General features: G+C 71.5%; 21 protein-coding genes and 1 riboswitch. Of the genes, 8 read left to right on the plus strand and 13 right to left on the minus strand.

Going from position 1 to position 26,355, the window contains the following annotated elements:
* Positions 1-25: 25 nt before the first annotated feature.
* From BJY18_RS33695 to BJY18_RS33705, 3 genes are all read right to left on the minus strand, one after another.
* A complete protein-coding gene (locus BJY18_RS33695) occupies positions 26-1,177 on the minus strand; it encodes a chitinase (RefSeq protein ID WP_312874052.1) in 1,152 nt (383 codons plus the stop codon).
* A gap of 839 nt (positions 1,178-2,016) precedes the next feature.
* Positions 2,017-5,622 (minus strand): cobaltochelatase subunit CobN, encoded by a 3,606-nt coding sequence (gene cobN / locus BJY18_RS33700; protein ID WP_184785015.1) that lies wholly within the window; start codon positions 5,620-5,622, stop codon positions 2,017-2,019.
* A gap of 52 nt (positions 5,623-5,674) precedes the next feature.
* A riboswitch (cobalamin riboswitch) is annotated at positions 5,675-5,748 on the minus strand.
* A gap of 51 nt (positions 5,749-5,799) precedes the next feature.
* Positions 5,800-6,429: a hypothetical protein gene (locus tag BJY18_RS33705; protein WP_184783882.1), complete on the minus strand. Its 630-nt coding sequence runs from the start codon at positions 6,427-6,429 to the stop codon at positions 5,800-5,802.
* 80 nt (positions 6,430-6,509) lie between these two features.
* Between BJY18_RS33705 and BJY18_RS33710 the strand changes: the two genes are divergently transcribed.
* From BJY18_RS33710 to BJY18_RS33720, 3 genes are read left to right on the plus strand one after another with little or no spacing between them, the layout of a single operon-like run.
* Positions 6,510-7,625: a ferredoxin-like domain-containing protein gene (locus BJY18_RS33710; RefSeq protein WP_184785016.1), complete on the plus strand. Its 1,116-nt coding sequence runs from the start codon at positions 6,510-6,512 to the stop codon at positions 7,623-7,625.
* A complete protein-coding gene (locus BJY18_RS33715) occupies positions 7,622-8,245 on the plus strand; it encodes a precorrin-8X methylmutase (RefSeq protein WP_184783883.1) in 624 nt (207 codons plus the stop codon). Before BJY18_RS33710 ends, BJY18_RS33715 begins: the two co-directional genes overlap by 4 nt.
* Positions 8,242-9,750 (plus strand): precorrin-2 C(20)-methyltransferase, encoded by a 1,509-nt coding sequence (locus BJY18_RS33720; RefSeq protein ID WP_184783884.1) that lies wholly within the window; start codon positions 8,242-8,244, stop codon positions 9,748-9,750. The genes BJY18_RS33715 and BJY18_RS33720 overlap by 4 nt, the downstream gene beginning before the upstream one ends.
* A 27-nt stretch (positions 9,751-9,777) precedes the next feature.
* Here BJY18_RS33720 and BJY18_RS33725 read toward each other — a convergent pair whose 3' ends face one another.
* From BJY18_RS33725 to cbiE, 6 genes are read right to left on the minus strand one after another with little or no spacing between them, the layout of a single operon-like run.
* Positions 9,778-12,864, minus strand: a complete 3,087-nt coding sequence (locus BJY18_RS33725) for an arabinosyltransferase domain-containing protein (protein ID WP_184783885.1) — start codon at positions 12,862-12,864, stop codon at positions 9,778-9,780.
* Between the two features lie 33 nt (positions 12,865-12,897).
* The gene (gene bluB, locus BJY18_RS33730) at positions 12,898-13,542 is read right to left on the minus strand and encodes a 5,6-dimethylbenzimidazole synthase (protein ID WP_184783886.1); all 645 of its coding nucleotides are present in this window, start codon (positions 13,540-13,542) and stop codon (positions 12,898-12,900) included.
* A complete protein-coding gene (locus BJY18_RS33735) occupies positions 13,539-14,267 on the minus strand; it encodes a cobalt-precorrin-6A reductase (protein WP_184783887.1) in 729 nt (242 codons plus the stop codon). Before BJY18_RS33735 ends, bluB begins: the two co-directional genes overlap by 4 nt.
* Entirely contained in the window at positions 14,264-15,274 is a 1,011-nt protein-coding gene (locus BJY18_RS33740) for a Gfo/Idh/MocA family protein (RefSeq protein ID WP_184783888.1), read from the minus strand. Before BJY18_RS33740 ends, BJY18_RS33735 begins: the two co-directional genes overlap by 4 nt.
* Positions 15,271-16,032 (minus strand): precorrin-4 C(11)-methyltransferase, encoded by a 762-nt coding sequence (cobM, locus tag BJY18_RS33745; RefSeq protein ID WP_184783889.1) that lies wholly within the window; start codon positions 16,030-16,032, stop codon positions 15,271-15,273. The genes BJY18_RS33740 and cobM overlap by 4 nt, the downstream gene beginning before the upstream one ends.
* Positions 16,029-17,183, minus strand: coding sequence for a precorrin-6y C5,15-methyltransferase (decarboxylating) subunit CbiE (cbiE, locus tag BJY18_RS36490; protein ID WP_312874053.1), 1,155 nt, complete (start codon positions 17,181-17,183; stop codon positions 16,029-16,031). The genes cobM and cbiE overlap by 4 nt, the downstream gene beginning before the upstream one ends.
* A gap of 69 nt (positions 17,184-17,252) precedes the next feature.
* Between cbiE and BJY18_RS33755 the strand changes: the two genes are divergently transcribed.
* Genes BJY18_RS33755 through cobC form a run of 4 tightly spaced genes read left to right on the plus strand, consistent with a single transcriptional unit; the run spans position 17,253 to position 22,351 of the window.
* Positions 17,253-19,379: a magnesium chelatase subunit D family protein gene (locus BJY18_RS33755; protein ID WP_221458085.1), complete on the plus strand. Its 2,127-nt coding sequence runs from the start codon at positions 17,253-17,255 to the stop codon at positions 19,377-19,379.
* Positions 19,379-19,993 (plus strand): cob(I)yrinic acid a,c-diamide adenosyltransferase, encoded by a 615-nt coding sequence (gene cobO, locus BJY18_RS37235; RefSeq protein WP_184783892.1) that lies wholly within the window; start codon positions 19,379-19,381, stop codon positions 19,991-19,993. The genes BJY18_RS33755 and cobO overlap by 1 nt, the downstream gene beginning before the upstream one ends.
* A complete protein-coding gene (locus BJY18_RS33765) occupies positions 19,987-21,330 on the plus strand; it encodes a cobyrinic acid a,c-diamide synthase CobB (protein ID WP_184783893.1) in 1,344 nt (447 codons plus the stop codon). Before cobO ends, BJY18_RS33765 begins: the two co-directional genes overlap by 7 nt.
* Positions 21,323-22,351, plus strand: coding sequence for an Rv2231c family histidinol phosphate aminotransferase CobC (gene cobC, locus BJY18_RS33770; protein ID WP_184783894.1), 1,029 nt, complete (start codon positions 21,323-21,325; stop codon positions 22,349-22,351). Before BJY18_RS33765 ends, cobC begins: the two co-directional genes overlap by 8 nt.
* A gap of 15 nt (positions 22,352-22,366) precedes the next feature.
* Here cobC and BJY18_RS33775 read toward each other — a convergent pair whose 3' ends face one another.
* Positions 22,367-23,293, minus strand: coding sequence for an NADP-dependent oxidoreductase (locus BJY18_RS33775; RefSeq protein WP_184783895.1), 927 nt, complete (start codon positions 23,291-23,293; stop codon positions 22,367-22,369).
* An 84-nt stretch (positions 23,294-23,377) separates the two neighbouring features.
* On the opposite strand from BJY18_RS33775, the gene BJY18_RS33780 reads away from it, so the two are divergent.
* The gene (locus BJY18_RS33780) at positions 23,378-23,758 is read left to right on the plus strand and encodes a winged helix-turn-helix transcriptional regulator (protein WP_184783896.1); all 381 of its coding nucleotides are present in this window, start codon (positions 23,378-23,380) and stop codon (positions 23,756-23,758) included.
* A gap of 4 nt (positions 23,759-23,762) precedes the next feature.
* Here the strand turns inward: BJY18_RS33780 and BJY18_RS33785 are convergent, their stop codons facing one another.
* The 3 genes from BJY18_RS33785 to BJY18_RS33795 all read right to left on the minus strand — a co-directional run bounded on the left by BJY18_RS33785 (position 23,763) and on the right by BJY18_RS33795 (position 26,323).
* The gene (locus BJY18_RS33785) at positions 23,763-24,518 is read right to left on the minus strand and encodes an adenosylcobinamide-GDP ribazoletransferase (protein ID WP_184783897.1); all 756 of its coding nucleotides are present in this window, start codon (positions 24,516-24,518) and stop codon (positions 23,763-23,765) included.
* A 169-nt stretch (positions 24,519-24,687) separates the two neighbouring features.
* Positions 24,688-25,707, minus strand: a complete 1,020-nt coding sequence (gene cobT, locus BJY18_RS33790) for a nicotinate-nucleotide--dimethylbenzimidazole phosphoribosyltransferase (RefSeq protein ID WP_184783898.1) — start codon at positions 25,705-25,707, stop codon at positions 24,688-24,690.
* A 10-nt stretch (positions 25,708-25,717) separates the two neighbouring features.
* Positions 25,718-26,323, minus strand: a complete 606-nt coding sequence (locus BJY18_RS33795) for a bifunctional adenosylcobinamide kinase/adenosylcobinamide-phosphate guanylyltransferase (RefSeq protein WP_184783899.1) — start codon at positions 26,321-26,323, stop codon at positions 25,718-25,720.
* Positions 26,324-26,355: the final 32 nt, after the last annotated feature.

Below are 26,355 nucleotides of genomic sequence, written 5' to 3' on the forward strand. Positions count from 1 at the left end.
GTGCGGGCGGTGGGCGCGGATCGGATCAGCAGGAGCCGTTGTCGGTCCACACACCGGTGGTGCCGGGTTCTTCGCCCTGGGTCCACCACTTGGCAGTCCATCGGTGTCCGTTGTGGGAAACGATGGTGCCGCCCGAGTAGGCCTGCGACTTCTGCCATTCCGATGCACTGCAGGTGGCCGGGGGATTCGTCGGGTCGCTCGTGGGCGGGTCCGCCTGAGGCGGCGTGGCCCCGGCGAACTTCGTGGTGAACTTCGTGAAGTCCCAGTCGTTCTGCGCCACATTCGAGCACACGCCGTTGTCTGTCGTGCCCACGCACGGACGGTCCCGGTTCACCGACCAGAAAGTGAACCGGCCGAGCTTGTGGCTCGTCGCGTAGTCATACACGGTCTGGAAATCCGAAACGGTGAAGATCTCCGCGGAATCTGATTTGCCGTTCATCCCGGAAAAACCTTCGTGCGCGTACGCGGTGGCGCTGTCCCAGCCGAGGTGGCTTTCGAGCAGGCCGTGGAACGCTTCCAAGGCCGACACTTGGGAAGAGGCGCCGTTGAACCCTCCGTCGAACGGCATGATCGAGAAGTTCGCCGGACTGAAGCCGATCGATTTCGCCTGATCCAGCAGCTGAGTGCCGAACCATCCCGTGCCGGCCGAAGTGCCCGGCATGGTCACCGACACGAACAGGCCCGGATTGTCCGCCTGCAGTTTTTTCGCCGCACCCAATTCATTGGCGATCGCCGCGGAGCTTTCGTACTCCGGTTCTTCCAGGTCGAAATCGATGGCCTTGAGCTGATATTTCGTGACGACCTGCTGGTACGCCGCGGCGGTGGCATCGGCGGTGCCGCAGGTCTGACCGAGCTTCGTACCGCCGTAGCCGCCGACCGAGACCGACACGTCCCCGCCGTTCGAGCGGATCTTGCTGATGGCGCCCGCGACCGCCGCGTCGTCCGATAGTGCGGTGGTGCCGTCCCAGGTCGGCGAGCAGCCGCTGTCGTCGGGCGCGAGGATGAAGGCGAGCTGGAACGCTTTCTGCCCGGTCGCGTTCATCACGGTCACCGGGTCGGGCGGATTGTTGCTCTGTGGCATCAGGTATGGCGCCGAGGCATACCAGTTACTGCCGAGCGCGGCCGTTTCCGGCTGCGCGTCCGCAGTGGCGGCCAGCGCACCGGCCGTTCCGAACACTGTGGTGGCGGCGACGAAAGTGGCGGCCAGTCTGCTTCTTCGCATCTGTCCTCCGAGCTGTCGAGCGGAGCGGGTGCGGTAAGCATTGGACTAGACCACTGGCAAGTCAAGACGAGACGCGACGAACTCGGCGGAAGACAGGTGGGTTCGGGTGGTATGCCGGAATCCGGTGCGCGCGTTCACCCTGGTGGCGCAATGGTTCCCCGGAATGCGGATGTGGACCGCCGGAGCAAGGAGGTCTGCATGGAAGCCGCGTGGGAGCGTGGGGGGGCGGGTGCCGTTGCCGGGTGGATGTTTGGGGTGGCTGCCGCTGTCGGGTGGATGTGTGGAGGTGGACGCGGTGCTCGGGGGAGTGTGGGGGCGGGTGCCGTTGCCGGGTGGATGTGGAGGTGGACGCCGCTGCGGGGCGGGAGTGCGGGGATGGGTGTCGTTGTCAGGGGGAGTGTGGAGGTGGCTGGCACTGCCAGTCCGGAGCGTGGAGGTGGACGCAGGTGCCGGGTGGATGTGTAAAGGTGGGCGCGTTCTCGGGCGGGAGCGTGAGAGAAAGTGCCGCTGCCGGGCGGGAGCGTGCGAATGAGAGCCGTTGTCGGGCGGATGTGTGGAGGTGGGTACCACTGCCGGGCGGGCGGTGGGATGGCGCGGCAAGGGTGGGGAGTGGCTACCGGCGGGAGTGCGGACGTGAGGTAGTTGCCGCTGCAGCGGCGGGTGGCGGGTGCCGCCGCAGCGGCGGGCGGTAGCTGCCGCCGCAGCGGTGGGTGGCAGGTGCCGCTGTAGCGGCGTGCGTGTGGTCCTGAGTGCGGAGCGGATGTCTCCCCAGGGCAGGAACGCCCCGCTGCCGGTCAGTCGGCTTCCAGGTCGCCTTCCAGGGTCAGGTAGACCTCGCGCATGCGGGCCAGCAGGGCCGGATCGGGGGTGGACCACAGGCCTCGGTCGGCGGCTTCGGTCAGGCGTTCCACGATGCCCCTCAGTGCCCAGGGGTTGGCGTCTCGGAGGAACTGCTGGTTGACCTCGTCCAGGACGTAGGACTCGGTCAGTTTCTCGTACATCCAGTCGTCCACCACGCCGGCGGTCGCGTCGAAGCCGAAAAGGTAGTCGACGGTCGCGGCGAGTTCGAAGGCTCCCTTGTAGCCGTGCCGGCGCATGGCGGACAGCCAGCGCGGATTGACCACCCGGGCGCGGAACACGCGGGCGGTCTCCTCACCCAGGGTCCGGGTGCGCACGGCGTCGGGGGTGGTCGAGTCGCCGACGTAGGACTTCGGGGCGGTGCCGGTCAAAGCCCGTACGGTGGCGATCATCCCGCCGTGGTACTGAAAGTAGTCGTCCGAATCGGCGATGTCGTGTTCGCGGGTGTCGGTGTTCTTCGCGGCGACCACGATGCGGCGGTACGAGCTTTCCATGTCTTCACGGGCGGGGCGGCCGTCGAGGTCGCGGCCGTAGGCGAAGCCGCCCCAGACCGCGTAGACCTCGGCCAGGTCCTTGTCGTCACGCCAGTTCCCGGAGTCCATCAACGGCAGCAGACCCGCCCCGTACGCGCCGGGTTTCGAGCCGAAGATCCGGGTCGTCGCGCGGCGGGTGTCGCCATGGGCGGCCACGTCCGCGGCGACGTGGGCACGCACGAAGTTCGAAGCCTCCGGCTCGTCGAGGGCGGCGACGAGCCGGACCGCGTCGTCCAGCAACGTGATCACGTGGGGGAAAGCGTCCCGGAAGAAGCCGCTGATCCGCACCGTCACATCGATCCGCGGGCGGCCCAGCTCGGACAGCGGGATGGCTGCGATCCCGGTGACCCGTCGCGAAGCCTCGTCCCACACTGGTTGCACGCCCAGGAGGGCGAGCACTTCGGCGGCGTCGTCGCCGGACGTGCGCATCGCCGACGTCCCCCACACCGACAGGCCGACGGAACGAGGCCAGTCGCCGTTGTCTTCGCGGTAGCGGCGCAGCAGGGAATCGGCCAGCGCCTGCCCGGTCTCCCAGGCAAGCCGGCTCGGGATCGCCTTCGGGTCCACGGTGTAGAAGTTCCGGCCGGTCGGCAGCACGTTCACCAAGCCGCGCAACGGGGAACCGCTCGGCCCGGCCGGGACGTATCCGCCGTCCAGCGCGTGCAGGACGGCGTCCACCTCGCCCGACGTGCCGGCCAGCCGGGGGACGACCTCGTCGGCTGCGAAGGCCAGTACCCGCGAGACCTCGGGATCCGGGCCGCCCAGCGTCTCGGAGACCACAGTGGACACAGCGGAAGGCGACCACGACCGCGCCTCCATCGCCGAGACCAGCGAGTGGGCGGTGGTCTCGATGGCATCCACTTCGGACAGCGGGGTGTCGGAGTTTTCCTTGAGCCCGAGTGCGGAACGCAGTCCGGGGACCGCGCCCTGCTTGCCGCCCCACATCTGCTGCGCGCGCAGCATGGCGAGCACGAGGTTGACGCGCGCCTCGCCTGTCGGTGCCTCGCCGAGGATGTGCAGCCCGTCGCGGATCTGCGCGTCCTTGACCTCGCACAGCCAGCCGTCGATGTGCAGCAAAAAGTCGTCGAACTCGGCGTCGTGCGGGCGCTGTTCCACACCGAGGTCGTGGTCCAGCTTCGCGGCCTGGATGAGGGTCCAGATCTGCGCCCGGATCGCGGGCAGTTTCGCCGGGTCCATTGCGGCGATGTTGGCGTGCTCGTCGAGCAGCTGCTCGAGCCGGGCCAAATCGCCATAAGACTCGGCACGTGCCATCGGCGGCACGAGGTGGTCGACGATCGTCGCGTGCGCGCGCCGTTTCGCCTGCGCGCCTTCACCGGGGTCGTTGATCAGGAACGGGTACACCAGCGGGAGATTGCCGAGCACGGCGTCCGGTGCGCAGGACGCGGACAGCCCGGCCGTCTTGCCCGGCAGCCATTCCAGGGAACCGTGCTTGCCCAGGTGCACCACGGCGTGGGCACCGAATTCCTCCTCGAGCCAGCGGTACGCGGCGAGATAGTGATGGCTCGGCGGCAGATCCGGGTTGTGGTAGATGGCCACCGGGTTCTCGCCGAACCCGCGGGGTGGCTGGATCATCAGCACGATGTTGCCCGACTGCAGCGACGCCAGCACGATGTCACCCTCGGGGTTCGCCGACGTGTCGACATACAGCGAGCCCGGCGCCGGGCCCCACTGCTGTTCCATCGCCTCGCGCAACGCAGCCGGCAGCTGCGCGAACCAGGACTGGTACCGCGCGGCGGGAACCCTGATCGGGTTGCCCGCCAGCTGGTCCTCGGTCAGCCACTCCGGATCCTGGCCGCCGGCCGCGATCAGCGCGTGGATGAGCGCGTCGCCGTCCGGCTGGTCGGTGCCGGTGGGCTCGACTCCCGGGAAGACGTCCGCGCCGAGGTCGTAGCCGCGGTCGCGCATCAGCCGCAACAGCTTCACCGCGGACGCCGGGGTGTCGAGGCCGACTGCGTTGCCCACGCGGGAATGTTTCGTCGGGTACGCCGAGAGCATCAGAGCGATCCGCCGCGAAGCGGGCGGGGTGTGCCGCAGCCGCGCATGGGCGAGCGCGATCCGGGCGACGCGCGACGCACGCTCGTCGTCGGCGACGTAACGGGGAAGCCCGTCGTCATCGAATTCTTTGAAGGAGAACGGAACCGTGATGATCCGGCCGTCGAATTCCGGGACCGCCATCTGGTTGCCCGCGTCGAGCGGGGACAGGCCCTCGTCGTTGTCCTGCCACGTCTCGTGGTCGCTGGTCAGGCACAGCGCCTGCAGCACCGGGACATCCAGCGCAGCCATCTCCGCGACGTCCCACGACTCGTCGTCGCCGCCCGCGCCGGCCTCCGACGGCCGCGTGCCGCCCGCGGCCAGCACGGTGACCAGCAGCGCGTCCACCTTGCCCAGCTCGGCCATCATCTCCGGGGCACGCGTACGCAGCGAAGCGGTGTGGATCGGCAAAGCTCGCCCACCGGCGGCTTCGACAGCGTCCGCGAGCGCATGCACAAACGCGGTGTTCCCGGACAGGTGGTGCGCGCGGTAGTACAGGATCCCGACGACCGGGCCGTCCGAGGCGGGAGCCGGCCGGTCCAGCACACCCCAGGACGGGAGTTCGGCCGGTGGTTCGAAGCCCTCGCCGGTGAGCAGCAGCGTGTCGGACAGGAACCGGTGCAGCTGGGTGAGGTTTTCCGGACCACCCTGCGCGAGGTACGCGTGGGCCTGCGCGGCGATGCCGGCCGGAGTCGTGGAGAGGTTCATCAGCTCGGCGTCCGGAGCCTGCTCGCCGCCGAGGACGATCACGTGCGAGCCCGACGCGCGCAGCGAGTCCAGGCCTTCCTGCCAGGTCCGCGGTGTGCCCAGGATACGGACCACCACGATCGGCGCGTCCGCCAGCAGCTGCGGCAGGTCCGCCACCGCGATCCGGGCGGGGTTGCCGAGCCGGTAGCCGGCCCCGCTGGCCCTGGCACTGAGCAGATCGGTGTCCGAAGTGGACAGCAGCAGGATCACGGCGTTCCTCACTCGGGGTGTCCGCGCCCCGGGTCGTCGGGCACGCCGGCGGGAGTTCCTGGCTCCCGGGCGCCGCGGCACCCGGTCACAGTGGCGGGACCGTCCCGGATTCTCACCGGGTTCCTCCGCATGCCGACGCGTGGTTCGCTCTCACTCTTGCCGGGTGCGGGGGCCGCGTCAAGGTGACGGAATCCGCACGGCCGTGATCGGCCGGTCGGTGACGTGGTGGTGCTGCCGCGCGGTGACGCTCCAGGCGTAGCCGGCGAACGAGCCGGTGCCCGGGTCGGCGTGCAGCACCAGGTGCCCGTACCCGGCGCCCTGCCCGCCGGGGGAGCGGCTGTCCGGGAACCGCGGTGAGCTGCCGTGCGGGTCGGCGGTGCAGTCGGCCACCGGCACCACGTAGCCATGGTCTTCGAGCAGCCGCGGTGGCTCCCGGACGGCCGCGATGTGACCGGTGTTGACCAGGCGCCGGTGACCGTAGTCGATCACCACGAGGTCGCCGGGACGCAGGTCACGCACGGTGTGCACCGGGGCGAAGTGCGGTACGGCGCGACGGGCGAAAATCCAGCGATAGGTGCGCGACGGCGGGCTCACCGAGCCAAAGTGGGTGGCGAAGAACTCGTCGTCCGCCCAGTCGTAGACCCGCTTCAGCAGCTGGGTCTGGAAGGAGGCGCACTGCGTGTGGTTGCGCCACCGCGGCGCCCAGCTGATCAGGTCGGGCTCGCCGGCGGTCTTGTACCGGTTGTCCTCGGGCCGCACGTGGTCGATCAAATCCTCCGCGGCCCGCAGGTGTGCGGGAGCGCTCACGCCGGATGGCTTTCGTCGTGGTTTCGGTGGCTTCTCCACGCTAACCGATCGTGAGCTCGCTGAATCCGGTGCGGGTTACAGTGAGCGGCATGTCGCGAGTGCGTGCCGACGCCTGCCCCGGGGTGTTCGCCGTCCATGACGCGGCGGACGGGCCGCTCGCGCGGGTCCGGTTGCCGGGCGGGGTGGTCACGGCGGAGCGGTTGCGCGTGCTCGCCGCCTGCACCGAGGACCTCGGCGACGGCGACGTCCACCTGACTTCACGCGGGAACGTGCAGCTGCGCGGGGTACGCGGGGAGGGGCTGGCCGGCCGGCTCGGAGCAGCGGGTCTGCTGCCGTCGCCGAGCCACGAGCGCGTGCGCAACGTGCTGGCCTCGCCGCTCAGCGGAATCCACGGCGGTCTCGCCGACGTGCGGGAGCTCGCCGCGGAGCTGGACCGCGAGTTGTGCGCCAAGCCCGCGCTGGCCGGCTTGCCGGGCCGGTTCCTGTTCGCTTTCGACGACGGGCGGGGCGACGTCGCGGGTGAGGGCGCCGACGTGTGCTGGCGCGCTGTGACGTCGTCGTCCGGAGTGGTACTGCTGGCTGGGACCGATTCGGGCCTCGTGGTGCCGCGCGCGGGGGCGGTGTCCTCTCTGCTGACGGTGGCGCAAGCGTTTGCCGACGCCCGGGGAGCGGCGTGGCGGATCGATGAGCTGGCCGATCCTTCGGCACTGCTGCCGGACGGTCCGCGGGAAGTACCGCAGGTGCGTTCGAACCGGGCCGATCCGACTGTCGGCCGGATCGGGCAGGCGGTCGGGGTGGCGCCGCGCTTCGGCAGGCTGACCGCGGGCCAGCTGCGAGTGCTCGCGGACTTCGGCGACGCGGTGGTCACGCCGTGGCGTTCGGTCCTGCTGCCGGGTGGGGCGGATGTCGAGCGGCTGCACGAAGCGGAGCTGTCGACGGATCCGTCGAGCACCGAGATCACCGCCTGCATCGGCGCGCCGGCGTGCGCGAAGTCACTGGCGGACGTCCGCGCCGACGCGCGCGCGCTCGTCCCGGTGGGTGCGCGCGTGCACGTGTCAGGCTGCTCCCGGCGGTGCGGACGGCCCTCGGGGACCCACCACGACGTCGTCGCCGACGACGGCGGCTACCGTGTCGACGGGCGTTGGACCCCGGCGTCCGGCTTGGCGGACGCGTTGGCGAGAAAGGCACGTGCGTGATCGACTACCTGCGGGACGGGGCCGAGATCTACCGGCATTCGTTCGCCACCATCCGCGAGGAGGCCGACCTGGCCATCCTGCCCGGCGACGTGGCCGGCGTCGCGGTGCGGATGATCCACTCCTGCGGCATGGTCGACCTGGTCGAGGACCTGCGGTACTCGCTCGACGTGGTCGAGGCGGGCCGGGTCGCGCTCGCCTCGGGGGCGCCGATCCTGTGTGACGCCAAGATGGTCGCCAGCGGGATCACCCGCAGGCGGTTGCCCGCGGCCAACGAGATCGTGTGCACTGTGGACGATCCTTCGGTGCCGGGCCTGGCCGAGCGGATGGGTACCACGCGTTCGGCGGCGGCGCTGGAGCTGTGGCGGGATCGGCTGCCCGGTTCGGTGGTGGCCGTCGGCAACGCGCCCACCGCGTTGTTCCGGCTGCTGGAGCTGCTCGACGAGGGCGTCGGCGCGCCGGCCGCGATCGTCGGGGTGCCCGTCGGGTTCGTCGGCGCCGCGGAGTCCAAAGTGGAGCTGGTGAAGCGGGCACCCGCGCCGTACCTGGTGGTACAGGGCCGTCGTGGGGGCAGTGCGATGGCGGTCGGTGCGGTGAACGCGATCGCGAGCCCGGCCGAATGAGCGGGCGGCTCTACGGCGTCGGGCTCGGTCCCGGCGATCCCGAACTGATGACGGTGAAGGCCGCCCGGCTGATCGGCGAGGCGGACGTGGTCGCCTACCACTGCGCGCGGCACGGACGCAGCATCGCGCGGTCGGTGGCCGAACCGTACCTGCGGGAAGGCCAGCTGGAGGAGCGGCTGGTCTACCCGGTCACCACCGAGACCACCGACCACCCCGGTGGCTACGAGGGCGCGATCGCCGATTTCTACGAGCTGAGCGCGAAGAAGCTCGCCGAGCACCTGGATGCCGGACGCGACGTGGTGCTGCTGTGCGAGGGCGACCCGTTCTTCTACGGCTCCTACATGTACATGCACGAACGGCTTTCCGGCCGGTTCACCGCGGAGGTGGTCCCGGGGGTGACCTCGGTGAGCGCCGCGTCGTCGGTGCTCGGGCGGCCGCTGGTGCAGCGGGACGAAGTGCTCACCGTGCTGCCGGGTACGTTGCCGGCGCCGGAGCTGGCGCGGCGGCTGGCCGACACCGACGCGGCCGCGGTGCCGAAGCTGGGCCGTACGTTCGGCTCGGTCCGGGAGGCCCTTGCCGAGGCCGGAAAACTGGACGACGCCTGGTACGTCGAACGAGCCACCTGGGGGCAGCAGCGGATCGAGCCGTTCGCCGAGGTCGATCCGGACACCGTGCCGTACTTCTCACTGGCGTTGCTGCCGAGTCCGGCGTACCAGTCCCGTGTGGACGGTGAGCCGCCGGTGCCCGCGTCACCGGCGCGGGGCGGCGAGGTCGTGGTGGTCGGGCTGGGCCCGGCCGGGCCGGAGTGGCTGACCCCCCAGGCGTCGGCGGAGCTGGCCGCGGCGGACCACGTCGTGGGCTACGGTCCTTATGTGGCAAGGGTTCCGCAGCGAGCCGGGCAGCAGCGGCACGCGTCGGGCAACCGGGTGGAGGCCGATCGCGCGGCGGCGGCGCTGGAGCTGGCCTCCTCCGGCGCCCGGGTGGTCGTGGTGTCGTCGGGGGACCCGGGAGTGTTCGCGATGGCTTCCGCGGTGCTGGAACAGGTTTCGGCCGGACGCGGTGCCGGCGTGCGGGTGCGGGTCGTCCCGGGGGTCACGGCGGCGCAGGCAGCGGCTTCCCGGGTGGGCGCGCCGCTGGGGCACGACTACTGCGTGCTGTCCCTTTCCGACCGGCTCAAGCCGTGGGAGATCATCGAGCGCAGGCTGGACGCCGCCGGTGCGGCGGATCTCGTGCTGGCGCTGTACAACCCGGCGTCCCGGACCCGGGTCACGCAGCTGGAGTCGGCGCGGGAAGTCCTGCTGCGGCGCCGGTCCCCGGGTACGCCGGTGGTGGTGGCCCGCGACGTCGGCGGACCGGAGGAGCAGGTCAGGGTGACCACGCTGGGCGAACTGGATCCCTCCACTGTGGACATGCGCTGCCTGCTGATCGTCGGTTCGTCGAAGACCGTGGTGGAGGCCGGGCCGGACGGAGCGCCGACGGTGTGGACGCCGCGAACCTACTCCTGAGCCGGCATCCCGGCTCAGCAGCAGGCGTCAGCGGGTGGGGTCCTTGCCGTTGGGCTGGGACGGGCCGGGGCCGGGGGACCACCAGCCCCAGACGGTCCTCTCCCCGCGTACGACGGTCGGCGCGACCCCGGTGGTGAACGGTTCGACCTGCTTGAGCTGGCCCCACGACTGGCTCGGCTGGCCGATCAGGAAGCTGGGCACCTCCGGTTCGTCCGCGAGTTCTTCGAGCCAGCCGTTCGGGCCGCCGTTGGTGCTCGAGGCCCAGCCTGCCTCGTCGGCCAGCCCGCCCGAGGTGATCCGGTAGTCGGGCACCTCGGAAATGCCGTCGTGCGAGGTGACCGGCTCGGCGCAGGGGTAGACGAACGACGCCGGCCAGTCGACGTAGACGGATTTGCCGGCCAGCTTGTCGGTCAGCGTGGTGAAGGACGGCACGCGGGGTGCCGAGGCGGCGATCCAGCCGTCCTCGGTGAGGTCGTTGTCCACGATGTTGATCCGCACCGAGGTGGTCTGTGGTGGCAGATCGCGCAGGTTGATCCGGGTGTCGCCCCAGCCCCCGGTGCCCGCGCCCGGCGGGAGCACGAACTGGCTGCGCAGCACCTTCACGCCGGTCGGCGTGGTCACGCCGTAGTCCAGGCTCACGGAGGAGGGCCGGCGCGGCTGCCCGGCGGTGGCGACCACGATCTGCCCGTCCGGGCGTTTACCGGCCAGCTCGTACCAGTCGCTGCGCAGCCGGCCGGCCCGGGTCTGCGGGTCGAGGTAGCTGCTCCACATCGGCACGTCCTGCCGGGTGAAGCCGTGCGGGGGTTCGGCCAGCGGGTCGTCCTCGTCGATCGGGCTGATGTGGAAGCCCTCCTGGATGCGCCCGTTGTCCCGGTTGGGGTCGGGCAGCGGCGAGGGTGTCTGCTCCTCCGGCGCCACGGTCCGCTGCTCCGGCTGCGGGTGCAGGACGCTCTTGGCCGGGTCGGTCTCCACCATCACGTGGTCGGAGAGGTTACAGCTGTTTCCGAGCAGGTGCCGGAAGTTCGCCGCGCCGAGGCTGTAGCTGTCCCGCTGGGTGTAGATCGCGGACGCCATCGTGTAGACCTCGCCTGCCGCGACCAGGCCGCAGACCACCACGAGCGACAGCGAACCCAGCCGCAGCGACCGGCTCCGGCCTTCCTGAGTGGCCACCGGCGCACCCGGCCGGTGCGCGCGGATGTTCTCGACGAAGGCGTAGATCCCGGCGATCGCCGCGGCGGCGAGCAGGATCGTGGACAGCGGCACCCCGGCGATCGAGGGCGCCGAGCCACTCCACGGCACCCCGAGGCGCGAGACGAACCAGTAGGTGTTCGGCCCGGTCGCGGCCAGCGCGCCGACCGCCAGCAGCACGGCCAGAAACGCCGCGCGGTTGCGATTCGAGCGCAGCACTGTGGAGCTGGTGGCCAGCGCGGTGAGCGCGGCCATCGAGGCACCCACCGCGGCGAATGCGCCGAAGTGGTGCGTCCACTTGGTCGGCGTGAGCGCGAGCAGCAGGAAGAACAGCGCGGTGGTGCCGATCAGCCGGCGGCTCGGGCCGAGCGCGGCCCCGGGGATCCGGCCGCGGCGCAGCAGCACGACCAGGCAGGTGACCGTGCACAGCAGCACCAGCAGCACCGGGAACCGCCGCGGCGCCGAACCGTCCGGCAGCTTTTCGAACAGCAGCTGGTAACGCACGAGTTCCTGGAACCACGACAGGTTCGGGCCGACCGCCGTGCGGATCCGGGTGGCCTCGCTGACCGTGGCGAACGTCTGGTCGGCGAACACCACCACGAGCACCAGCAGCCCGGACGCGGCGATCGGCGCGAGGATCGGCAGCCAGCCGTCGCTCGAGCGCTGGCGGACCAGCTTGAACAACGGCCGTGCGGCGACCAGGAAGGGAGCCACCGCGATCAGCCCGGTCGGGGTCGCGGCGAGGGTGAACGCGGCCGCGGTGAGGCCGAGGCACAGCGGCAGCAGCCGCCGGGTGACCAGCGCGCGTTCCACCGCGCAGATCGCCAGCAGCGAGCCCAGCGCGGCGACCGGTTCCGGGCGCACGCCGTTGTTGTAGGGCATCCACCACACCAGGAAGACCGCGGCGGCCGCCCAGCCCGCCGCGCGGCTGCCCCGCACCTGTGTGCCCAGCCGCGGCATCACCTCGCGGCTGATCAGCAGCCAGCTGATCACGCCCAGCAGGTAGGAGGGCAGCCGGATCCACGGCGGCACCGTGCTGACGTGCGTCATCAGCTCGTACAGGTGGTAGAACCAGCCGAACGGGGCCTCCGCGACCCCGAACCAGCGGTGGTAATTGGTGAGGAAGCCGGTCTGCTCGGTGACTCTGGCCATGGTGAGGATGTAGCCGTCGTCGGAGGTCACCGGCCCGATGAACACCCACGCGCCGAGCGTCACGATCACCGCCGCGTCGCGGCCGGTCAGCCGCCACCAGCCCACCGGTGCCCAGCGCGGCGCGCGGCGGGCGAAGCCGGAGTCCATCCGCCACACCACGATCAGGCAGCCCAGGAACGACAGCACGCCGAGGATCCCGATGGTGAGCTTCAGCGCGGTCGGCGAAGTCTGGTAGCGGGTGTCCGGGGTGACCGAGACGTGCAGCCCGGCGATCGGATCGCGGACCGCGCTGACCGACGAGTAGATGCCGACCACCCGCGGCCGTACGTCACCGTTGGCGTGGAAGATCGGGGTGCCGCCGACCGACAGGGTCATCTGGCCGGCGTCCGAGGCGAGCTCGACCGTGCAGTCCTCGGGCGGCAGCGGCTGCTGCGCGATCTGCTGGCCCTGGCTGGAGGCCAGCAGCACGCCGTTGTCCACGCGCAGCTGCATCCCGACGCCCTTGCCCGCCTGCGGGCCGGTGGCGTCGTCGGGGACGGTGCCGAACAGCAGCGCCGGGCCGGTGCTGCGCGCGTCGAGCGAGCGGATCGTGGCGCACGGCAGGTCGGCCCGCATCTCCTGCGCCCAGTAGCCGGTCAAGGGCGCGTTGACGGACCGGGTGTCGGACCCGGCCGGCCAGACGACCTCGGCGGTGTCCTGCACGACCGGCAGGAACGGATAGGCCAGGGCACACAGCGCCGAAAGCAGCCCCAGCACTACGGCGATCGGACGCATCGGAGAAAAACTTTATCGGTGCTGACTTCGTGCTTACTTCGGCCCCTGATCACGGTGGGTGAAGCGCTCGTGGTGCACCACCTCGGCCAGCGGGGCGCGGTGGCGCCAGCCGTGCCGTTCCAGGTCCGGGGTGCGCGCGAGGGCGGTGACCGGTCCGACGCACAGCCAGGCGACCGGGCGGATGCCGTCCGGAATGCCGAGCAGCCCGGCCAGCACCGGTTCGCGGTAGAAGCTCACCCAGCCCACGCCGAGGCCTTCCGCGGTCGCGGCCAGCCACAGGTTCTGGATCGCCAGGCACACCGAGTACAGCCCGGCGTCCGCGATCGCGTGCCTGCCGAGCACGGCGGGTGCCCCGCGCTGTTCGTCGTAGGTGACCACGATGCCGAGGCCGGACTCGCGGATCCCCTCGATCTTGATCCGGGAGAACGTCTCCGCGCGCTCGCCGTCGAGGGAAGCGGCGAAGACAGCACGCTCGTCCTGTACGTGCCGGGCGAACGCTTCGCGTGTATCGGCGTCGCGCACCAGCACGAAGTCCCACGGCTGGCTGAGCCCCACGCTCGGTGCGGCGTGCGCGGCGGTCAGCACCCGCGTGAGCACCGCTTCGTCCACCGGCTCGCCGGTGAACTCGCCGCGCACGTCACGACGGCGGTGCAGGACCTCGTAGAAGTGCTCGTTCATCGGCTCAGTACCCATTCCACGGCTTCGGTCACTTCGGCGGTCTCGTCAGCGCACAGGCGTGGTGGACGACGCACTACGACAACCGGCAAGCCCAGCTCTCGCGCAGCGGTGAGCTTCGCTGCGGTCATCGTGCCGCCGCTGTCCTTCGTCACCAGTACGTCGATGCCGTGCTCGGTCATCAGCGCGCGCTCACCGGCGACCTCGTACGGTCCTCGCGCGAGCAGCACTTCGTGGTGACGCGGCAGTGGTGAATCAGGGGGATCGACGCAGCGGATCAGGAACCACAGTGCGTCGAGAGCGGCGAACGCTGCGAGACCCTGCCGTCCGCTGGTCAGGAACACGCGCGTGCCCAGGCTGGGCAGCATCGCCGCTGCTTCGCCGATGTCGGCTGCCCACTGCCAACGGTCGCCCTCCACCGGTTGCCAGCCTGGCCGGGCGAGCCGCAGCAGCGGAACATTCGCTACCCGGGTTGCGCGGACGGCGTTGGCGCCGATCCGTTCGGCGAACGGATGCGTGGCGTCCACGACTGCGCGCACGCTGTGTTCCCTCAGCCACGCCGTCAGCCCTTCGACGCCACCAAAGCCGCCTACGCGTACCTCGCCGACCGGCAGTCGAGGACGTGCGACTCTGCCGGCCAGCGAAGAGACCACCGTGACGCCGCGCTCGAACAGCTGTGCGGCAAGCGTTCGGGCTTCGGCTGTGCCACCCAGGATGAGGACGGTCATCCGCCGTATCCGACGGCTGCGCGCCAGCGGTCGAGCGTGCGCATGTTGGCGACGGTCTCGGCCCAAGTCAGTTCTGGTGACTGACGGTCGGCCAGGTGCCGGGCGACGTGGTCGGCTTCGCGGATGAACAACCCTTCGGTGGCCTCGACTTCGATCACCTCCGGCTCGCCCGTACCGCGGGTCAGGAAGAGCGTGGACACGCCGGGCGGACGCATCTCGTGGGTCCACGCCGGGGTGGATACGTGCAGCTGCCCGGCAGTGCCGTACACGCGGATGTGATCGTCCTGTGCGAGCCGGTATCCGCAGGACAGCTGCGCGATGATGCCGCCGGGCAGGCGGAGCAGGCCCATCGCGAACTCGTCCACGCCGTCGCCGGTCAGCCTGGCCATGCCGGTCACGTCGGACGGCTCGGCCACGGCGGTGCCGGTGGCGGCCTGTGCGACGAGCCGCGCCAGCGACGTGCAGTAGCAGCCGACGTCGAGGATCCCACCGCCGCCGAGCGCCGGGTCGGCCAGCCGAGCCGCGTCGTTCGCCCCGGAATCGAAGCTGAACGTGACGTCCACTGCGCGGACCTCGCCGATCGCTCCGGACTCGATCAGCTCGACCAGCCGCCGGGTCTGCGGGTGCAGCCGGTACATGAACGCTTCCATCAGGAAGACGTCGTGGCGCCGGGCGGCGTCGACGACCCGCTCCGCTTCGGCCGCGGTCACCGTGAGCGGCTTCTCGCACAGGATGTGCTTCCCGGCTTCGGCGGCGCGGACGGCCCACTCCGCGTGCAAGGCGTGCGGAGTCGCGATGTAGACGGCGTCGACCTCGGGATCGGCGAGGAGGTCTTCGTAGCTGCCGTGGGCATTCGGAACACCGAAGCGGGTGGCGAACTCCCGCGCGCGCTCCGACGACCGCGCGGCGACTGCCGTGAGGACGCCGTGCCGGCTTTGCCGGACGCCTGCGGCGAATTCGGCGGCGATCGTCCCGGTGGCCAGCAGGCCCCAGCGCAGGTTCGTCACAGTGACTCCGGTTGGCTCGCGCGGTCACGGGTGCTCGAGTACAGGAAGCTGTCCGGGAATCCGGCCGCGGAGAGGACCCTGCCGACGAAGATCGTGGCAGCGCGGGTCATCCCGGCTGCCCGAGCTTGCCCGGCGATGTCGCTGAGCGTGCCGCGTACCACTGTCTCGCCGGGCTGGCTGGCCAGCGCGACCACGGCGGCCGGGCAGTCCTCGCCGTAGTACGGCGCGAGTTCTCCGGTGACGCGTTCGATGTGGTTGATCGCGAGGTGCAGGGCGAGCGTGGCGCCGCTGCGCGCGAAGTTCGCCAGCGTCTCACCGTCCGGCATCGCGGTGGAGCGGGCTTGCGCGCGTGTGATCACCAGACTCTGCCCGATCCCGGGCACGGTCAGCTCCCGGCCGAGCACAGCGGCGGAGGCAGCGAACGCAGGCACCCCCGGTACCAGCTCGTACGGAACGCCTTCGGTCTCCAGCCTGCGCGCTTGTTCGGCGACCGCGCTGTACAGCGAGGGGTCTCCAGAGCACAACCGTGCGACGTCGTGGCCCGCGCGGTGAGCCGAAACCAGCTTCGCGGCGATCTCGTCCAGGCTCAGGTTCGCTGTGTCGACCTGTTCCGCTTCCGGTGCGCAGTACGCCAGCAGATCGGTAGGCGTCATGCTCCCCGGGTACAGGCAGACGGCGCAGCGCGCGAGGAGATCCCGGCCGCGGACGGTGATCAAATCTGCCGCGCCGGGGCCGGCGCCGATGAAGTAGACGGTCATTCCCGGCTCCATTGGGTTACGGTGCGCGACGGCGTCCACCCTGTGAACCCGCCGAGCGGTCGTGCCTGCTCCACGCTGATTCGTTGCAGCTCGCCGCCATGCTGCCGGTACGCCGTGGCGAGGAGATGTTCGGCCTCCAGCGTCACGCCGTGCGCGACGATGCGCGCGCCGGTCGCGAGGCACGCATCGAGGACTCCGGGCACGGTCAGTCCGCCGCCGATGAATACGGCGTCCGGCCGCTGCAGTCCAGTCAGCACGTCGGGTGCGGCGCCGCTGACCACGTGCAGCTCGGGTACACCGAGGGCGTGCGCGTTGCGCGCGATCCGTTCGACGCGCGAAGAGTCACGTTCGACCGCGACAGCTCGGTTGAGCGGGTGCGTACGGGACCACTCGATACCGATGCTGCCCACGCCCGCGCCGACGTCCCACAGCAGTTCGCCTGGCGCCGGGGCGAGCCGAGAAAGCGCCGAGACGCGCAGATCGCGTTTGGTGAGCTGACCGTCGTGTTCGTACGCGTCGTCGGGCAGTCCAGTGAGCGGCAGGCGGGGACCGTGGCAGATCAGTGCGAACACAGTCAGCGGACCCGGCTCGTACGTCCACCCGTCAGCGATTCGCTCGTCTTCGGCGCCCAGGTTCTCCAACGTGGTCAACGTCGACTTGCCGTAGCCACGCGCGGTGAGAAGTTCGCGAAGCTCGGTCACGCTGCCGCCGAGTACGAGGATCTTCCGGCCCGGCGTAAGTGCCCGCGCGACGCGATCCGCGGCACGCCCGACCACAGTGACTACTTCCGTCTCTTCGAAGGACCAGCCGAGCCGTGCGCGCGCCAGCGTCGCGGACGACAGCGCCGGCAGTACCTCGATCTCGTAGCCGCGGTCGCGCAGCGTGGTGGCGATACCGGACAGCAGGGGATCGCCGCTAGCCAGGACGCAGACTTGGCGACCGTCGTACTCGCCGAGCACGCCGTCGAGCGCGGGCAGCAACGGGCTGGGCCACGGCCGCGTACGCACCTCTGCTGGCAGGTACGCAAGCTGACGCGGCGAACCGAGCACTACATCGGCCCTCAGCACCGCTTCGCGCGCCCGCGCGGACAGCCCCGGCCAGCCGTCGGCTCCGATGCCGACCACGGTCGGACGGCGTGATTTTTCGCGCACGTCCGCCCACGCTAGACGACGCGTTTCCTGTGCGATGATCGGCCGGACGCCGACCACGAGGGAGTGCTCTTGAAGCCCTATCCGTTCACCGCCGTCGTCGGAATGCCGGATCTCCGGCTGGCGCTCGTGCTGTCCTCGATCTCGCCCGCTGTCGGCGGCGTGCTGGTGCGAGGGGAGAAGGGCACCGCGAAGTCGACCATGGTGCGTGCGCTGGCCGGGTTGCTGCCCGGCGTCGACGCGGTGGACGGCTGCCGCTTCTCCTGTGACCCGGTGACGCCGGACCCGCTGTGTCCCGATGGCCCGCACGCGTCCGGCGCGTCCGCGCACCGCCGGCCGGCGCGGCTTGTCGAGCTGCCCGTCGGCGCGGCGGAGGACCGGGTCGTCGGCTCGCTGAACCTGGAGAAGGCGCTGGCCGAAGGCGTCACTGACTACCAGCCGGGCCTGCTCGCCGCCGCGCACCGCGGGTTGCTGTACGTCGACGAAGTCAATCTCCTGCACGACCACCTCGTGGACACGCTGCTCGACGCCGCCGCGATGGGCCGCGCGACCGTCGAGCGCGAAGGCGTCTCGGTCTCGCATGCCGCGCGGTTCGTGCTGATCGGCACCATGAACCCGGAGGAGGGCGAGCTGCGCCCGCAGCTGCTGGACCGGTTCGGGCTCACCGTCGAGGTCGTTTCCAGTCGCGATCCGGAACAGCGCGTGGAGGTCGTCCGGCGGCGGCTGGCCTACGAGGCGGATCCGGACGGCTTCGCCGGTGCCTACGCCGATGCCGACGCCGCACTGGCCGTGGAAATCGAGGCGGCACAACGACTTCTGCCTTCGGTGAAGCTGCCGGACGCGGCGTTGCGGCAGATCGCCGAGGTCTGCGCGTCGTTCGAGGTCGACGGGATGCGCGCGGACATCGTGACGGCGCGGACCGCGGTGGCGCACGCCGCGTGGGCCGGCCGCGAAGAAGTGACCACAGAGGACATTCGCGTCGCCGCGCGGCTCGCGCTGCCGCACCGGCGGCGGCGGAACCCGTTCGACGCACCGGGGATTTCCGAGGACCAGCTCGAACAGGCGCTGTCGGACGCGCAGCTGCCGGAGGGGCCGGACGACGACAGTCCCGGTCCGCAGGACGGTGGCCCCGGCCCGGACGGCGACGGTCCGGACGACGGCGGATCCGGCCCGGAAGACAGCGGCCCGGAAGACAGTGGTCCGGACGGCGGTGGCTCGGACGGCGGTTCGAACGACGGTGACCCGGTCGGCGGTTCCCAGCAGTCCGACAGTGGCGAGCAGGGCGAACCTCCGGCGCCGTCCGAGAACCGCCAACCTCCGCAGCCGCCCGAGAATGATCAACCTCCGCAGCCGGGCGAGGGGAGTGGTTCGGTACCGCAGAACACTGTCGGTGCCGGCGACACCTTCCGTGCCCGGGTCTTTCGCGTGAAGGGCACCGGCGAAGGCGAGCGCGGCCGCCGGTCGAGGGCGATCACCGACAGCGGCCGGACGATCGGTGTGCAGCCCGCGAGCGTGCGTGCCGGCCGGCCGCATCTGCTCGCGACGATCCGGGCGGCGGCGCCCCACCAGCGTGTCCGTGGCCGCAGCGGCACCGGACTGCGGATGCGGCCGGGTGATCTGCGGTTCGCCCTGCGGGAAGGGCACGAGGGCAACCTGGTGCTGTTCTGCGTGGACGCGTCCGGCTCCATGGGTGCCCGGGCGCGGATGCGTGAGGTGAAGACGGCGGTGCTGTCCCTGCTGCTCGACGCCTACCAGCGGCGGGACAAGGTCGGTCTGGTCACGTTCCGTGGTGACGCGGCCGAGCTGGCCCTTCCGCCGACGATCAGCGTCGAAGCCGCCGCGGCGCGGCTCGAGGGGTTGCCGACGGGCGGGCGCACGCCGCTCGCCGAAGGCCTCGTGGAGGCCGCGCGGGTGCTGCGGGTGGAGTCCATCCGCGACCCGCGGCGGCGGCCGTTGCTCGTGCTCGTCACCGACGGGCGGGCCACCAGCGGCGCCGACGCGGTCGCGCGGGCGCAGGCCGCGGCCGGGCTGCTGGCGGACGTGACCACCGTCGTGATGGACTGCGAGACCGGGCGGATGCGCCTCGGGCTGGCCGCGGAACTCGCCGGACACCTCGGTGCCGAACACGTGCCGCTGACCGACGTCGCGGCCGAGTCCCTGACCTCGGCCGTGCGCGAGCGGACCGGGAGGGCTGCCTGATGCCACAAGGGAAACCCGCCGTCGTGCCCATCGACGGGCTCACCACCCGGCAACGCCGCAACCGGCCGCTGCTGGCCGTGCACACCGGGGAGATGAAGGGCAAGTCCACCGCCGCGTTCGGGATGGCGCTGCGGGCCTGGAACCAGGGCTGGTCGATCGGGGTGTTCCAGTTCGTGAAGTCGGCGAAGTGGCGGGTCGGCGAGGAGGCCGCGTTCCGCGCGCTCGGGAAGCTGCACGAGGACACCGGTCAGGGCGGCCCGGTCGAATGGCACAAGATGGGCGAAGGCTGGAGCTGGGCACGCAAACAGGGCAGCGAGGAGGACCACGCGGCCGCCGCGCGGGAGGGCTGGGCCGAGATCAAGCGCAGGCTCGCCGCCGAGACCCACGACTTCTACGTGCTCGACGAGTTCAGCTACCTGTTCAAGTGGGGCTGGCTCGATCCCGCCGACGTCGTGTCCGCACTGACCGCTCGCCCCGGCCACCAGCACGTGGTGATCACCGGCCGGCACGCCCCGCCGGAACTGATCGAGGCCGCGGACCTGGTGACCGAGATGACGAAGATCAAGCACCCGATGGACGCCGGGCAGAAGGGGCAGCGGGGGATCGAGTGGTAGCACGGGTGGTCGTCGCCGCGCCGGGTTCGGGGCACGGCAAGACGACCGTCGCGGCCGGGCTGATGGCCGCCCTGCGCGCGGCCGGGCACCGGGTGTCCGGGCACAAGGTCGGGCCGGACTTCATCGACCCCGGCTACCATGCGCTGGCCACCGGCCGCCCGGCCCGCAACCTCGACCCGTTCCTGCAAGGCGAGGACGCGCTCGTTCCCTTGCTGCGGCACGGTTCCTCGGGCGCGGACCTCGCGGTGATCGAAGGCGTGATGGGGCTTTTCGACGGTGCGCTGGGCACCGAGGGGTACGCCTCCACCGCCCATGTCGCCCGATTGCTGGACGCGCCGGTGCTCCTGGTGGTCGACGCTTCCGCGGCTTCTCGCAGCGTCGCGGCGACCGTGCTCGGTTTCGCCCAGTACGACACCCGGGTCCGGCTGGCCGGGGTGATCCTCAACAAACTCGGCTCGCAGCGGCACGAGGACGAGATCGCCGCCGCTCTGGAGGGCACCGGGGTGCCGCTGGTGGGTGCGTTGCGGCGCAACGAGAACGTGCACGCGCCGAGCCGGCACCTCGGGCTGGTCCCGGCGGCCGAGCGTGCCGCGGACTCGCAGCGGGTGCTGCCGGAACTGGCGTCGTGGATCGGTACCGGAGTGGATCTGGCGGAGGTGGTTCGGATCGCCCGTACCGCACCGTCGCTGTCCGGTCCGGAGTGGACGCCGCCGGAGACGCACGAGGGCCCGCGCTCGGTGGTGGCCGCGGCGGCGGGGCCGGCGTTCACCTTCCGCTACACCGAAAACGTCGAGCTGCTGGCCGCGTCCGGAGTGGACGTCGTCGATCTCGATCCGTTGCGGGACAGTGCACTTCCGGAAGGCTGCGCCGGGCTGTACTTCGGTGGTGGTTTCCCCGAGGTACACGCCGCCGAGCTGTCCGCGAACGTGCCACTGCGCACCGCGGTCGCCGAAGCGATCGGCCGGGGAATGCCGGTCAGCGCCGAATGTGCCGGCTTGCTCTACCTGTGCCGGGAGCTCGACGGTGAGCCGATGGTGGGTGCGATCGAGGGGTCAGCGACGATGACCGCTCGCGGCAAACTCGGCTACCGGACCGCGGTTTCCCTCGCCGACAACGTGCTCGCGACCGCAGGGCAGCGCGTGACCGGGCACGAGTTCCACCGCACCGAGGTGTCCCCGTCTGCCGGTACTTCGCCCGCCTGGGGCTGGGACCGGACCGTCGACGGCTTCGCCTCCGGCTCGGTGCACGCCTCCTACCTGCACGTGCACTGGGCCGGGTACCCCGCCTTGGCGCAGCGGTTCGCCGCGCACGTGCGGAAATTCGGTACGGATGCCTGACCACGATCTGGGCCATCACGGCGACCGAGAGGTCGCCCCGGGGCTGGTGGATCTGGCGGTGAACGTCCGCCTGCCGCGGCCGCCGGAGTGGCTGCGGCAGGAGCTGGTGTCCGCTGTGGACGATCTGGCCGCCTATCCCGATCCATCCGCCGCTCAGCACGCCGTCGCCGCACGACACGGCCGGCCGATCGGTGAGGTCCTGGTGACGGCCGGGGCGGCGGAGGCGTTCACGTTGCTGGCCGCGGCTTTGCGGCCGCGCCGGGCGGTCGTGGTGCATCCGCAGTTCACCGAGCCCGAGGCGGCCTTGCGCGCCGCCGGGCACGCGGTCACCCGGGTCGTCCTGTCCTCTTCGGACGGTTTCGTGCTGGACCCGGCGCTGGTCCCGGAGTCGGCTGATCTGGTTTTCGTGGGCAATCCGACCAACCCGACGTCGGCCCTGCATCCGGCGGCGACGCTGCGGGAACTCGTCCGTCCGGGGCGGGTCCTGGTGGTGGACGAGGCGTTCCTCGACGCGGTGCCCGGCGAGGCGGAAAGCCTGGCCGGGCACCGGATCCCTGGCGTGGTCGTCCTGCGCAGCCTGACGAAGACGTGGGGGCTGGCCGGTCTGCGGGCGGGCTACGTGCTCGGCCCCGAGTCGGTGCTGGCTCCGCTGCGCAAGGTCCAGCCACCATGGTCAGTGTCCACTTTGGCCGCTGTGGCCACCGAGGTGTGCTGCCGGCCGGCTGCGCTGGAAGAAGCGGAAAAGCTGGCTGCCGCCGCGGAAGCCGACCGGGAGTACCTGGTCAACCGGCTGGCCGGAGCCGGTGTCGAGGTGCTGGGCACACCCCGCGGCCCCTTCGTGCTGATCCAGGTCCGCGGTGCAGCGCAACTGCGGCTCCGGCTACGCGAAGCGGGCTACGCCGTCCGCCGAGGCGATACCTTTCCCGGGCTGGGGCCGGACCACCTGCGGCTGGCGGTCCGGGATCGCAGCACGACCGACGCCTTCCTTCGAGTGCTGTCAGGGCTCGTGGCCAACGGATGACCGGAGCCACCGGGATCACGCGGTGAGGACGAGCTTGCCCTGGAGGTGACCGCCGTCCAGCAGCCGGTGCGCGTCGGCGACCCGCTCGAACGGGAAGGTCTCCTGCACGTGGACCCGCAGCTTGCCCTGCTCGACCAGTCCGACGAGACCCTGCAGTGCGACTGGATCGGGGTCGACCGCGATGCCGCTGAAGCGCATGCCGGCCGCCTCGAACTCGGCGATGAGTTCCGTTTCCTCGTCGGCGACCGCCGTCACCAGATGCCCTCCTGGGCGAAGCACCCCGAGCGACCGCCGCACGGCGTCGCCGCCGAGCGTGTCGAGCACGAGGTCGACGTCACGGACCGTCTCGGCGAAGTCGACCGTCGGGTAGTCGATCACCTCGTCGGCGCCGAGGCCCTCGACGAACTCCCGTTTGCTGCTGCCGGCGGTCGTCGTCACGTGCGCGCCGAGTGCCTTGGCGATTTGGATCGCGACGTGACCGACCCCGCCGCCACCGCCGTGGATCAGCACCCGGTCGCCTGCGCTCACGCCACCGAGGTCGACGAGGCCCTGCCACGCCGTCAGCCCGACGACCGGCAGCGCCGACGCCTCGACGTGCGAGAGCGACGCCGGCTTGCGCGCCAGGTGCAGTGCCGGAGCGGACACGAGTTCGGCGTACGCCTGGGCCGGCCGGGGGAACAACGGCATGCCGAATACTTCGTCGCCGGGCCGGAACCGCCAGGTCGCTGCCTCTTCGACCACGCCGCTGATGTCCCAGCCGAGCACGAACGGCGGCGTGCCGAGCAGGGGGAACTCGCCGGCGCGCAGTCGCGCTTCCAGCGGGTTCAGCCCGACCGCCTCGACGCGGACAAGGACCTCGGTCGGCAGCGGCCGGGGCTCGGGCGCGTCCACGATGGTGAGTACCTCGGGACCGCCGAGCTGCTGCTGGGTGATGACTCGCATGGCTCTCCTGGCTCTCCTGGCTCGGGAAGGGAAGTGAGGTCCACGCTAGGTTTCCGACAGGAACCCGCAGGTACCTTGGATGCCATGAGCGGTTTCGGTCCCGGTGATCCCTTTCTCGCCGACTGCCCGGCGCGGCTGGCGGTCGAGCTGATCGCGGACAAGTGGACGGTGGTCGTGCTCGCCGGCCTCAGCAGGGGCCCGGTGCGCCATGGTGAGCTGATCGAGCTGATCGGCGGCATCTCCCGCAAGATGCTCACCCAGACGCTTCGCCGGCTCGAGTCGCACGGGCTCGTCCGCCGCCGCCCGTACGCGGAGGCGCCGCCCCGCGTCGAGTACGAGCTCACCCCGCTCGGAGCGACGCTGACCGAGCCGATCCACGTACTGACCGAGTGGGCGAAGGCGAACGGCGACGCGGTCCTCGCCGCGCTCGACGCCGATTCCGAGCCGGCCGCACAGCACGGCTGAGCGCTCACGCAGCGGCGAGCAACGCCCCGGCCACCGCGACCTCGACGCAGCCGCCCAGGACGTCACCGGTGATGCCGCCGAGGCGGCGGACGCAGCGGGCCAGCAAGAGCGCCGCGGCGGCGTACCCGACCGCGACGACGAGCGGGCCGCGCCACCACGGCAAGCCCGGCGCCAGCGTGGCCAGTGCCGCCGCCAGCACGAACACCAGTGCTGCGACGGTGATCGGCACCGACCCGCCGACGGTGGCGCCGAGGCCTTCCGGGCGGGCCGACGGGAGGTGCCGGGCGCAGCACAGCGAGAGCACACACCGTCCACACAGGACGGCCAAGACCGCCGCGGTGACGCCGTGGCCGTCCGAGATCGCGCCGGTCAGCGCGCCGAACTGGACCAGCAGGACGAGCACCAGCGTGGCGATGCCGGTGGGGCCCGAATCGCCGCGGCGCATGACCTCCAGCGCCTTCGCGCGGTCGTAGGACGCGCCGAGGCCGTCGGCGGTGTCGGCCAGGCCGTCCAGGTGCAGACCCCGGCTACCGAGTGCGACGGCCCCGAGGGCGAGCCCCGCGACGGCAGGTGCCGGTAGCCCGATCGCGCCACCCGCCGCTACGACGAGTCCCGCAGCGGCGGCGAGGGGGACCGCCGCGACGAGGCCGAACGCCATCGCCACGCCGGCCACTCCCCGGTCGACCCGCCGGGGCGCCGGTACCGGAATGGCAGTCAACGTCCCGACCGCGAGCCGAAGCCCGTCACCGAACCGAGTCACTGCACGTACCGCGTCGAGGCGAGGGAGGGGCCGGTCGCGGTGGCGGGCGAGGCAGACGCAGCGGATGGAAGCTTGCCCCCGGCCGCCGCACCGGACGTCAACGTCGACGCGACATATGCACCCAGCGCCACCTCAGCCGCACCATGCCCACCCACGACGTCGCCAAGCCTCACGTCAGGTCCGCCAGCAGGCCCATGTCGGCGATGATCGCCCGCGCCGCGCGCAGCGTCGGAATGGCCTGAACAGCACCGCTGCCCTCGCCGAGACGCAGGCCCAGGTCGAGGATCGGGGTCAGGCCCAGCGCCTTCATCGCGAACGCCTGCGCCGGTTCCGTGGAGCGGTGCCCGGCCAGCCACCACTGCCGCGCGCCCGGGGCGATTTCCTCCGCCACCACCGCGGCGGTCGCGGAAAAAATGCCGTCCAGCACCACCGGTATCCGCCGCATCGCGGCCTCCACCAGGAAACCCGCCGTCGCCGCGAGGCAGGCGCTGCCGAGCGCGGTCAGCCGTTCGAACGGATCGGCGACCCGGCCCGACGCACGGCGCACCGCGGCGGCGACGACAGCGGTCTTGCGTTCCAGCGCCTCGCCGGAAACCCCGGTGCCGGTGCCCACGACCTCGGCAGAGGGCAGGCCCAAGGACGCGGCCACGACCGCCGCGCACACCGTGGTGTTGCCGATCCCCATGTCACCCGGGATCAGCACGTGCGCGCCCGCCTCTTCGGCAGCGATCGCACGCCCCGCTTCGAACGCCGCCTGGGCTTCACCGGGGGCCAGGGCGTCCTCGACGTCGATCGCACCCGAACCGCGGCGGATCTTGTGCGCGGTGACCTCGTCCGGCACCTGGAAACCGTCCCAGTCCACGGCCAGATCGGCCACCCGCACCTTCGCCCCGACCTGCGCGGCCAGCACGGTCACCCCGCTGCGCCCGGCCAGGAACACCCGCACCATCGCCGCGGTGATCTCGCGTGGATAGGCCGACTGCGCGGACACGCCGTGGTCGCCGGCGAACACCACGACCCGCACGTCGTCCAGCGGACGCGGCGGGACCACGCCGTGCGCGGCGCTCAACCAGGCGGCCAGCTCCTCCAGCCTGCCGAGCGAGCCGACCGGCTTGACCAGCCCGTCGAGCCGGTCCAGCGCGGTGGCGCGGGCGGCCGGATCGGGCGCGGGGACGGGGAAACTCGGCACGGCGTTCTCCTCACGGAAGATCGAGCACCCGCCCGGCCACGATCAGCGAAACCCGGTCGCAGTCGGCGGACACCCGGTTGTTCAGTGCGCCCAGCACATCACGGAACAGCCGCCCGGACACCGTCGCGGGCACCACACCGCTGCCCACCTCGTTGCTCACCGCCACGATCGGAACGCGGGCCTCGTGCCACGCGGCGAGGAAATCCTCCAGCCGCTCGTCGAGCCGCTGCTCCCAGCCCGCTCGTCCGGCCCACGCGCCGACCTCGTCGAGCACCCGGGACAACCAGGTGCCGAGGCAGTCGATCAGCAGCGGACTGGTCGCGGTGCGCAGCACCCCGGCCAGGTCGGTGGTCTCCACCGTGGTCCAGTGGTGTGGCCGGCGGGCCCGGTGCGCCGCGACGCGGGCGGCCCACTCCGGGTCGTCGCCGGACGGGGGCAGGCCGGGAGCGACGTAGACGAGATGCGGGTGGTGCGCGACGAGCCGCTCGGCGTGCCTCGACTTGCCCGAACGGACCCCGCCCAGTACCAGCACCTTCCGATCGTCGCGACCGTAGCGGCGAAGTACCCGCGCCAGGATTTCGAGAGACCTGGCGAGCCGGTGCGTCAGCTTGGTCATACCCGGCATTCTCTCCCGCGCGCTACGGTGCG

The organism is Amycolatopsis jiangsuensis, from assembly GCF_014204865.1.
Taxonomy (GTDB): Bacteria; Actinomycetota; Actinomycetes; order Mycobacteriales; family Pseudonocardiaceae; genus Amycolatopsis; species Amycolatopsis jiangsuensis.